Source organism: Brevundimonas sp. CURTG3B2_SDJG, assembly GCF_057364705.1.
Window position 1 is genome coordinate 1 of sequence record NZ_JBNFOJ010000096.1, and the last position, 10150, is coordinate 10150.

General features: G+C 67.8%; 12 protein-coding genes. 6 read left to right on the plus strand and 6 right to left on the minus strand.

The annotated features are described in order from the left end of the window. A partial coding sequence (locus AC2W7C_RS08245) for a DUF1501 domain-containing protein (protein WP_486001003.1) occupies positions 1–1022 on the plus strand: 1022 nt, incomplete at its 5' end. Here the strand turns inward: AC2W7C_RS08245 and AC2W7C_RS08250 are convergent. After that, a complete protein-coding gene (locus tag AC2W7C_RS08250; RefSeq protein ID WP_486001004.1) occupies positions 1019–1417 on the minus strand; it encodes an exonuclease/endonuclease/phosphatase family protein in 399 nt (132 codons plus the stop codon). The genes AC2W7C_RS08245 and AC2W7C_RS08250 overlap by 4 nt on opposite strands. Before the next feature lie 365 nt (positions 1418–1782). Next, on the minus strand, positions 1783–2010 hold the full coding sequence (locus AC2W7C_RS08255) for a hypothetical protein (RefSeq protein WP_486001005.1): 228 nt from the start codon (positions 2008–2010) through the stop codon (positions 1783–1785). A 369-nt stretch (positions 2011–2379) separates the two neighbouring features. On the opposite strand from AC2W7C_RS08255, the gene AC2W7C_RS08260 reads away from it, so the two are divergent. Further along, positions 2380–3105, plus strand: a complete 726-nt coding sequence (locus AC2W7C_RS08260) for a hypothetical protein (RefSeq protein WP_486001006.1) — start codon at positions 2380–2382, stop codon at positions 3103–3105. A 22-nt stretch (positions 3106–3127) separates the two neighbouring features. On the opposite strand, the gene AC2W7C_RS08265 is transcribed toward AC2W7C_RS08260, so the two are convergent. Both AC2W7C_RS08265 and AC2W7C_RS08270 read right to left on the minus strand, forming a co-directional pair. Then, the gene (locus AC2W7C_RS08265) at positions 3128–4522 is read right to left on the minus strand and encodes a hypothetical protein (protein ID WP_486001007.1); all 1395 of its coding nucleotides are present in this window, start codon (positions 4520–4522) and stop codon (positions 3128–3130) included. Between the two features lie 38 nt (positions 4523–4560). Next, entirely contained in the window at positions 4561–5259 is a 699-nt protein-coding gene (locus AC2W7C_RS08270; protein WP_486001008.1) for a TonB-dependent receptor, read from the minus strand. A gap of 292 nt (positions 5260–5551) precedes the next feature. Here AC2W7C_RS08270 and AC2W7C_RS08275 point away from each other — a divergent pair, with 292 nt between their 5' ends. From AC2W7C_RS08275 to AC2W7C_RS08290, 4 genes are all read left to right on the plus strand, one after another. Next, a complete protein-coding gene (locus AC2W7C_RS08275) occupies positions 5552–6262 on the plus strand; it encodes a hypothetical protein (protein WP_486001009.1) in 711 nt (236 codons plus the stop codon). Between the two features lie 295 nt (positions 6263–6557). Further along, entirely contained in the window at positions 6558–7196 is a 639-nt protein-coding gene (locus tag AC2W7C_RS08280) for a CPBP family glutamic-type intramembrane protease (RefSeq protein ID WP_486001013.1), read from the plus strand. 144 nt (positions 7197–7340) lie between these two features. Next, entirely contained in the window at positions 7341–8276 is a 936-nt protein-coding gene (locus AC2W7C_RS08285) for a CPBP family intramembrane glutamic endopeptidase (protein WP_486001010.1), read from the plus strand. Between the two features lie 58 nt (positions 8277–8334). Next, a complete protein-coding gene (locus AC2W7C_RS08290) occupies positions 8335–9198 on the plus strand; it encodes a CPBP family intramembrane glutamic endopeptidase (RefSeq protein WP_486001011.1) in 864 nt (287 codons plus the stop codon). Between the two features lie 130 nt (positions 9199–9328). Here AC2W7C_RS08290 and AC2W7C_RS08295 read toward each other — a convergent pair whose 3' ends face one another. Both AC2W7C_RS08295 and AC2W7C_RS08300 read right to left on the minus strand, forming a co-directional pair. Then, positions 9329–9568: an acyl carrier protein gene (locus AC2W7C_RS08295; RefSeq protein ID WP_092312098.1), complete on the minus strand. Its 240-nt coding sequence runs from the start codon at positions 9566–9568 to the stop codon at positions 9329–9331. 169 nt (positions 9569–9737) lie between these two features. After that, positions 9738–10150 (minus strand): polyprenyl synthetase family protein (locus tag AC2W7C_RS08300; RefSeq protein WP_486001012.1); only part of this gene is annotated, 413 nt, incomplete at its 5' end.

A 10150-nucleotide genomic window follows, 5' to 3' on the forward strand; every position in this document is an offset into this window, starting at 1 on the left:
CGGTCCCGGAGCCCGGAGAGACGAACGGCGCGCTGGCGCTGGGCGAAGGCTTCGGCCTGCACCCGGCGCTGACGACGCTGCACGCGCTGCACGGCGCCGGGCGGATGCGGTTCGCCCCGGCGGTCGCCATCCCGGTGCGGGTGCGCTCGCATTTCGACGCCCAGGACGTGCTGGAGAACGGCGGCGAGGGCCTGCGCGCCCAGTCGGACGGATGGCTGAACCGGGCGCTGGCCGCGGCCGGCGGCGCGGGCGGGCTGAAGGGGCTGTCGATCGGGGCTCAGACTCCGCTGATCCTGCGCGGCGCGGCCGAGACCTCCAGTTGGGCGCCTGGCGGGCAGGTCAGGGGCGAGGACCGCATCGCCTCGCTGTTGCAGGACCTCTACGTCGACGACCCGATGCTGGGCCATAATCTGGCGCGGGGCCTGGAGACGCAGGCCTTGGCGATGACCATGGGCGACGCCGCCGCGCCGCCGCGCCGCAACGACGTCGCCGGGCTGGGCCAGGCCGTGGCCAGGCTGATGACCGGCGAACAGGGCGCGGACGTGGTGGCGCTGTCGGTGGACGGCTGGGACACCCACGCCCGTCAGAACGCCCAACTTCAGACGCGGCTGAGCGGGCTGGACGCCCTGATCGGCGGGCTGAAGACGGGCCTCGACGCGGAGTGGGACCGGACCGTCCTTGTGGTCGCCACCGAGTTCGGCCGCACGGTGCGGGCCAACGGCACCCAGGGCACGGATCACGGGACCGCCTCCTCCCTTCTGCTGGCCGGCGGGGCGATGAAGGCGGGCGGGCCGATCGGCGACTGGCCGACGCTGGCGGCCGGCCGCCTGTTCGAGGATCGCGATCTGGCGCCGACGCTGGACGTGCGTTCGGTGTTCAAGGGCGTGTTGCGCGACCACCTGGGCGTGGACCGCGCGGCGCTGGACCAGCGGGTGTTCCGGACAGCGCCGCCGAGGCGCCGACCCTGGACGGCCTGGCCTGAGCCGATCACGGGCGCCGGGGAAGCCGGCGGCCGGCTCTAGCGGCCGAGTTGGAAACGGACCGGGATGTGATCCGAGAGCGGCGAGCCGAGCGCCTGGACGGCGCCCCGCCGCGGGGGCAGCCTGCCGGACCTGATGCCGTAGTCGAGCTCCCTGCGACTGCTCGGGTAGGTCGCCGATCCGCTCGCCCAGACCGTTCCCGAAGCCCGGCGGCGGGCGACGCGCTGGTAGACCCAAGGGTCGCGGTTGAAATCGCCGGCGATGAACCAGCTCCGCACGCCCACGAAACGGGCGATCGCCGGCATCCGCGCGACGAACCGCGGCCCGTCGTTGCCGCTGCCGGAAAAGGCGTGGATCGTGCAGAAAACGGCGCGTCCCACCCTGATCCCGATCAGCGGACGCTTTCCCGCGACCAGCGGATTGTCCAGGTAGACCATGGCGGTCGGCGGCGCAGCCGAGACGATCGCGAGGTTGCAGCGTCCTCCGGCGTCGTCCCATTCGACGTGCAGCACGTAGAGCCTCTTTCGGGCCGTGCCGAGCGTGCCGTAGGACCAATTTCGCCCGACCGGGGGGCGCAGCGCCGGGGGGCCCAGGGCGCCGCGGCCACCGGCCGGAGGCTCGCCGGAGGCGCTCCGCACTCCTGGAGCAGCGCGATGGTGTCCGGGCCGCTGGTTCCCCCGCCGTTGAAGAACGACTGGACATCGGAAGACCAGCGGTTCTCGCCCTGCGATCGGGCGCCCTGCATGTTCCAGGTGTAGACGAACAACGGCCGCCCCCTTGCGCGTGACTGAGGAAGCCGGGCCTAGGGATCGACGAAGATGACGTCGGCCATCGCGGCGGCCGCGATGGACGCGAGGTCGTCGGTCGAGACGGCGCCCACGTTCCGAAGGATCAGCTTGGCGTCGCCCGCGCGGAAGGTGGCGGCCAGCAGCAGGAGCTGATCCGTCGTGAAGGGGCCGGCGTCGATGTCCAGACCTCCGCCCAGCGAGGCGATCCGCAGAAGATCGTCGAAGGATCGCGTGCTCGTCATTGAAGGGGCCCCCGCTCCGATCGGCAGTGTGCACCTGGGGCGGGAGCTTCTGTCAACATCAAACAACTGGACGTAAGCCCAGAAAGCGGGAATGGTCGGTCCGCTTTCTGGGGGGAAACGTGGACAGCAATACGCTCAAGGCCCTGACGGGCGTTCTGGTCTCGGCCAATTCCGATCTGAAGACGCTGCGACGGTGGAACGTCACCAACCAGCTGGGCATGCCGATCCACGCCTGGATCGTCTCGAAGGAGGGCGTGCTGCAGGACTCGGGATTCGTGGTCGCGCCCAGCACCACCTTCTTCGGCGCAGTATCCGGACCAGACCTTCGTCATCTGGAAGGAGCACGTCACCGGCGCCTTCGCCTTCCTGATGGAGACGGACTACGCGAGCGACACGCCGGATCCGGATCCGAACAAGGCCAACACCGTCGACTACACCTTCGGGCCCGACATCCTGCTCCAGCCGGGCGACATCGGCCCCCTGCCCGGAACGTCGGCGTTCCCCCTGCCCGCGGGGATGTTGATCCCGCAGGATTCGCCCAGGGTCGTCGTCGGGTGCGGCGAGAGCGTTTCCGGCTACCTGATCCGGTACCAGTACTGGCATTCGACGGACGACTCCTACAGCCTTCCGCCCGGCGACAAGCGGACCATCACTCTGACCACAGTCACCGGAATGACCGACACGACGTCGGACCAGGAGACGGTGTCGACCTCGGTGAGCACCTCGACGAGCGCGGGCTGGGGGCCGGTTTCCGCCAGCGTTTCGGCCAGCCTGAGCACGTCGAGCTCGACGATGCACAGCTATACGATCACCGAGCAGACGACCCGGTTCGAGAGCATCGAGCTGAACAATTTCGGCACCGAAACCGTCACCTACATGACCTGGCAGCTGATGGACTGCGTGGACATCTTCAGCGACACCGCGACGACGCTTTACGCGCCGAACGCGTCGATCGTCGTCCAGCGCCTTCCCAAGATCTACTCCCAGATCGCCATCCCGGACTTCAAGGCGACGGAAGCCCGGAAACTGACGCCGGAAGAGCGCGCGCTGGCGGTGCAATGGCGGGCCGATGCGACGGCGGCGATGCGCCGTTGACCGACGGCCAGCAGGCCCGCCTCTAGAACCGCCTCTTGAGGGTGACGAGGGCCGTCCGTCCGACCGGGTCCTGATCGTCCCGTCCATAGCCCGGAGCGGCCCGCCCGTCGCCCAGGGTCGCGCCGGGCCGCGCATCGAAGAGGTTGGCGATTTCCAGCGCCAGCTCCAGGCCGACGCCGCGCCGCGCGCCGCCTCCCCGCGTCGGGAGATCACGCTCGAACCGATAGCCGATCCGAAGATCGATCACGCCCAACGGCTCCATTCGCAGATCGTCGGGGCCGTCTCGTCCGGTGTCGCGTCGAACGCGGTAGCCGTCCCGCCAGCGCGCGGCGGCGTTGACGCGCCATCGGCCCCGGCTTCCGTCCAGCGTGAGCCCGAAGGTCTGGCGAGGCAGGCCTCCGCCGTCGCCGGCCAACCGGTCCATCTGCGGGAGGTCCCGGCGGATCGTGGTCGTGTTCCGGAGCTGCCAGGTGTGGATGAGCGCGACGCGCAGGGCGTCCTCGCCGGCGAGAGGAAGGCTGAATCCCAGGTTGGACGACAGGGTCTCGGTCAGCGCGGAGGCGAGATTGAGAGGCCGCCTGTCGATGCTGACAAGCCGGCCGGCGGGGTCCCGCTGGAAACGCTCGGGAAAGGCGGCCTCCACCTCGGAGGTCGGATCGGGCAGGACGCCGATCCCGTCGACGGCCTCGGCTCTCTGCAGGCCGACGCCGCCCTGCAGCTTCCAGGCGGTGAAGGGCCCCAGCGCGACCGACAGGGCGATGCGGTCGGAACTGGGCGGCCGCAGATCGGGATTGCCGCCGAGGATCGGCAGCACCTCGACCGCCTCGCCGGCCTGGAAATCGAAGACCGTGATCGGGTCGCCGAAATATTCCGGCTCGAACCTCTGTTCGTCGGCCAGGCCCTGGGTGGCGTTCGACCAGCTTCCGGTGAACCTGAGCCCGGAAAGAGGCGTCCAGGACAGGGCCGCGTTAAGTCCCTCCCCACGGCCGGAATCGGCCTGATTCACGTCGGCGCCCAGGCTCAGCGTCAAACCGCCCAGCGGGCTGCTGGCGCCCTCGTCCGCGGACCGGCGCGCCAAGGGAATCGACACGCCGCCGCTCAGCCCCTCGGCGCGCCCCGAGAAGGTCCGGCTCCGTCCGACGCTTTCCGTGACCGAACGGGACCGCGAGGCCCGTCCGGACAGATTGACGGTGAAGGCGCCGGCTGGAAGGTCGAACAAGGGACGGGTGAGCCCCAGGGTGGCCGAGATCGACTGCTGGCGGGACTGGGACGGAGACCGGCCCGACTGATCTCCCCTGGACAGGCCGCCGTTGACGAGGACCCGGGTCGACCAGCCCGCCAGATCGCCGTTCAGCCCGCCCGTCATCGTCAGGCCCCGCGATCGGCGCCGGCTCTCCACCGCCTCGCCTTCCCTCAACGAGATCGAACGGCTCTCCCAAGTCCGGGCGTTGCCTCTCAGGCTGGCGGCCCAGTCGCCGAACGAGGCGGTCTCGGCCAGGTTGACCGCGACGCTTTCGGAGGCGGGCCGCAGAGTGACGGCCTCGCCGCCGGGTCCGTGGCCCCTATCCTGATCCCGTTCCCCGGCCCGCAGGGCCGTGTCGACGTCCGCCTGAAGCCCGATCTGGCGCGTGCGGGTGTCGATGATCGACGACTGGCGAAGATCGAGGTTGACGTTGGACAGACCGCCGGCGTCGGGCGACGCACGCTGGCGCGCCCTTCCCGGCTGTCGAAGCGGCGCTGCAGGACGATGTTGACCACCCGTCGCGACGGGACGTCGGCGCCATACAGTCCCCCGGCCTCGGGCGGCAGCAGCTCGACGCGCACCAGAGCGTCGGGCGGGAAGCCGGAGAAGACCCCCGGATCGGCCATGCGGCGGCCGTTGACGATGATCACGGGCGCCTCGCCCAGGGCGTAGTCTTCGGTCAGCCGCCGGAGAACGTCGCCGATGTCGTCGGCGCCCAGGGCGTCGATCTGCGCGCCGTCCAGCTCGATCTCGGGACCGACCAGGGCGGCGCCGCGGCGGCCCACGACCTCGACATCCTCCAGCACGAGAGGTTCTTGCAGAGGGGAGAATTCGGCGGCCTGCGGCGCCGCGGCGGGCGACTGCTGGCCCGACAGGGCCGTCAGCGTCAGAACGAGAGCCAAGCCGGCCACGGCGCACGCTCCCAAGGGCGAAGTTCATGGTGGGGGACGGACCGCCCGCGCCGCCGCAAGACGTTCAATCCCGGAAACGCCCCGCAACAGCCGGGACCGCGGACCTTCGCTTTCATCGAACGCTGCCGGACTCAACAAGCCTGCGAGACGAATCGCCGTTCTCGCAGGGAGAGATTGCCCTTCAAGATTGTGCCTCACAACTCTGTCTTGTTCGCCTCGCGAATCACCGCCACAGCTATGGGGTGCCGAGGCTCGGCACACCACGATCATAGGTCGCATCAGGAGGAATGAAATGAAGCTTCGTGCAGGGTTGGCGGGCGTCGGCGCCGCCATGATTTTCGCTCTGGCCGCCCAGACGGCTGAAGCAAGCACGCAACAGTGCCCGATCGACGGCGGGAACGGCGGCGGCGAACAACAGATCGAAGTGTCGCCGGAGGGAGGCGGCGAGCCCTGCCAGCCGTCGGGGGGATATGTGCCTCTCAACACCACAGTCTACACGGACAGCAACATCGCATATGCCGTCGAGGCCGAGATTCCGAACGGCAACGACTATCTGGAGATCGGCGAGGTCGTCGAGGTCGAGATCGATCTTGACGACGTCATCGCGTCCCTGAAGGCGAATGAACAAGACGCCGTGGTGTTGGCCGCCACCCTGGGCGTCCGTTCGAGCCACGCCGGGTCCAAGTCCGGCGTGGTCGATGCTGCGAACATGAGGGCGGCCTCGACGGGCAAGCTCACCGAGGCCGAGTTCGAGGCGGTCGCCAGCTACGTCTATGTCAGCATGCAAAGCGGCGGCCGCGCGACCGGCCGTTCCGATCCGGCCCCCAACTCAGTTACGTCGCGCCTCCAAGCCACGGCTCAGGCGATTGGCCGCGCCTGGAATTCGTTCACGTCGTCGCTGCCCAATCGGTTCGACGGGTGGATTTCGCACAGGACCTACTATCCGAACGGCGCCATGAAAAGCGAGACCGTGATCGGTGCTCGCGCGGCACGCGAGGAATAGGCTCAACTGAAGAATGATATGGGTCGAGTCGTGGAACGCCGCGCTCGGCCCATAGCTGCTTCCGGGAGATCGCGTTGGCCAGATTCTGCTACCGCCTGCTGTCCTGGCTTTGTGGTCTCGGTATCCTCGGCTTCCTTACCTGGATCACTATCGCCCCGTTCGGGTTCGCGGCGGTCCCATGGGCCGCTGTCGTGGTTCTCGGCCTTGTGTTCGCGACGCTTCGGCTCGGCGTCCGAAACCGGTTTCATATTGGGAGTCGGCGGCGGAATCGAACCAGGTCGCGCGGGTGACGCTGATGATCGTGGTCGCGTTGGCACTTCAGCTGGCGACCGGTGCGGTTCTTCAGTTTGCGGGCCAGATGAATGACATCTCGTCCAAGGTTCTGTCGATCGCGATCTGGATAGGCGTACCGGCGGTGGCGCTTAGGAGCGGCTTCGTCGCATGGCCAGCAAGACGCGCATCGCCCGGGAAGCGGGATTTTGCGATCGTCGCCGCCGTGTCCCTGATCCTGGCGGGGGCCCTCTGTCTCCTGACGTTCATCTCGGGAGACGGCGAGCGCGTGACGGCATGGTCGGGCGGCCTCATGGCCCGTATCGCCATGCTCTTCGCGGCCGCCACGGCGGAGGAGGTGGTTTTCCGGGTCCTCTTGCTGACGGCGCTTGTTCAGGCGACGAAATCGCGCACGCAAGCCTTGATCCTCTCCACGATGGTCTTTGTGTTGAGCCACGCTCCGCTCGTGTTGGCTCAACCTGTGTTGACGATGGACTGGGACCTGCTCCGGGAAGCCTGGGCCTCGTACTTCCCTGGGATGATGTGGCAGTTGAGTCTCGGGTTTCTATTGGGCGCCTTGTGGCTTCGGGCCGGCTCCCTGATGCTGATCGCGATCGTTCATGCGCTCTACAACCTCGGCATGCTGTTGGCTGCCGGGGGCTAGGTCCACGGCGAGTCTGCTTTCGGCAGCACCGACAGAGCCCTTCCGGACTTCAAGTTCAAGGGCAAGGAAACGATCCGCGACGGGAACAACGTCGTGCGGCGGGAGACCTCTATCGAGGTCGAAATCAGCTAAGCTAGTCTAGTGATGTGGGTCGAGCATTCCTCGCGACGTTCGACCCACATCTTCAGCGGCGAGCCCTACGGAATGACGTCAAGCTTCCACTACCGCGCGCTGTCATGGCTCTGCCTGCTGGGCGTGGTCGCATACTACGCCTGGATCACGGTTGTTCCCTTTGGCTTCCTAAGCGCCCCGATCGCCGCCGGCGTGATGCTGGGTCTGCTCGTAGCCACCCTTAAACTCGGGGCTCCGAAGCCCCCCGTCGACTATTGGGAAGCGGCCGACAAGCCATCCCAGCCCCCTCGCGTCACCGCGATGATCCTTGCGGCCCTCGCCGTTCAGTTGGGTTTCGGCGCGGTTCTGCGAATGATCGGGCAGATGAATTCCGTGTCGTCGGAAGCGGTCTATCTCCTCGTCTGGACATGCATCCCTCTCGCCTTCGTCGGCTTTGGGGTCGTCAGATGGCCTCGTCGCCGAGCGCGTCCCCCAACCGGGGAGTTCCTGCCGGTCGCCGCCATGGCGCTCCTTGTCGCCATGGCGATGTGCTACCTGGGGGCGGTTCAGTACGACGGCCCCCGCGTCACGCCATCCTGGGGCCACTTGGGAATCGGGGCGGCTGACATGCTTCTCGGCGCCGCGATGGAGGAGGTGGTCTTCCGCGTGCTGCTGCTGACCGCGCTGGTGCGGGCCAGCGGTTCAAGACTGCAGGCGTTGATCCTGTCATCCGTATTTTTCGCGCTGTTCCACGTCCCACCCGCTTTGGCTGGCCCTGTCGTGGAGCAGGACTGGGCGCAGTTGTCCCTCTACGCCCAATCGTTCCTGCCCGAACTGATCTGGACAATCGGGTTCGGCTTCCTGTTCGGCGCTCTCTGGCTCCGCACGGGGTCGATCATCCTGATCGTCGTCGTGCATGCGATATGCAACTTCGGCCCCGTTGTGGTCGGGGGGCTGAACGGCTTGTGACTGTTCAAGTCTGGCCGCGTCCGAGGCGGGTGGCCTGTAGCCGCGGCGAGGAGATCGCTTGAGCCAGCCCCATTATCGCCTGCTGTCCCGGCTTTGCGGTCTCGGCCTCTTCGCCTTTTTTACCTGGCTCACCGCCGCGCCGTTTGGTTTTTCAAGTATCCCATGGGCCGCTGTCGTCGTTCTGGGCCTTGTGCTCGCGACGCTTCGGCTCGGCGTCCGTCGGCCGGTTTCATATTGGGGATCGGCGGCGGAACCGAACCAGGTCGCCCGGGTGACGCTGATGATCATCGCCGCGCTGGGACTTCAGCTGGCGATCGGAGCCGCTTTCCAGGTCGCGGGGCAGATGAATGACGTCTCGTCGAGAGTCTTGGCCCTCGTGATCTGGGTGGGCGTTCCGGCGGCTTCGCTCGCGAGCGGCTTCGTGGCCTGGCCAGAACGACGCTCCTCGCCTCCAAAGCTCGACTTTGCAATCGTCGCGACGATCGCCCTCGCCCTGGCGGCGGCGGTCTGCCTGCTCACGGCCAACTCGGGAGGCGGCGAGCGCGTGACGGCATGGTCGGGCGGCCTCATGGCCCGTATCGCCATGCTCTTCGCGGCCGCCACGGCGGAGGAGGTGGTTTTCCGGGTCCTCTTGCTGACGGCGCTTGTTCAGGCGACGAAATCGCGCACCCAGGCCCTGGTTCTATCGACCACCTTCTTTGCAGTGTGCCACGCCCCGCTCGTCCTGGCGCAACCCGTGCTGGCGATGGACTGGGACCTCCTCAGGGAAGCGTCCGCCTCGTACTTCCCGGGCATGATCTGGCAGTTGAGTCTCGGGTTTCTATTGGGCGCCTTGTGGCTTCGGACCGGATCCCTGGCGTTGATCGCGGTCATTCACGCGCTTCACAACCTCGGAGGCCTGCTGGCGGGCGGCGGAGGCTGAGTTCGATATTCACGAAGCGAGACCCCGCCGGCGAGACCCGCGTCGACCGCCTGGCCCCGCACGCAAAAAAGCCGCCGCGGCGCTTCTCGCGCCGCGGCGGCTCCGATGTCGTCCGGAAATCCGGCGGGGCTTAGCCCGCCAGCTTCTCGTCGATGAACTTCACGGCGTCGCCGACCGTCTGGATGTGCTCGGCGGCGTCGTCCGGGATCTCGATGTCGAACTCTTCCTCGAAGGCCATGACCAGTTCGACGTTGTCGAGCGAATCGGCGCCCAGGTCGTCGATGAAGCTGGCCTTTTCGGTGACCTTGTCCGGATCGGCGTCCAGGTGGTCGATGACGATCTTGCGGACGCGTTCCAGGGTGTCGGACATTGTGTCTCTGCCTTCTGATGCCGCCGGGGCGGCTGTTGTCTCAATCCTTGCCGTATGACGACGGCGACGGCGGCGCAAGCCTTTCAACGAAGACTCGCGTCACCGGTTGCGAGGCGTTTAGCACAGCCGTCGGGCGGTGAAATAGTCCCGGCCGCGCTGAGAAAGGTTCTCAGGCGACCCGGCTGACCGCGAAATCGGCGAGGCGCTCCAGCGCGGTGCGCCAGTCGCTTTCCGGCAGGACCTCCAGCGCCTCACGGGCCAGGTCGGCGTAGTCCCAGGCCAGGTCCAGGGTGGCGCCGAGGGCGCCGGCCCCGACCACCAGCTCGCGGGCGCGGCGGAAATCGTCCTCGCGCCGGTCGCCCTGGTTGATGGTGCGCTCCCAGAAGCCGTCGTCGCGGCCCTGGGTGCGGGCCATGGCGAGCAGCAGCGGCAGGGTGACCTTGCCCTCGCGGAAGTCGTCGCCGGTGTTCTTGCCCAGGGCCTCGGACTGGCCGCCGTAGTCCAGGGCGTCGTCGGCCAGCTGGAAGGCCAGGCCCAAATTCAGGCCGTAGGCGCGCAGGGCCCGGATGGCCGTCTCGTCGG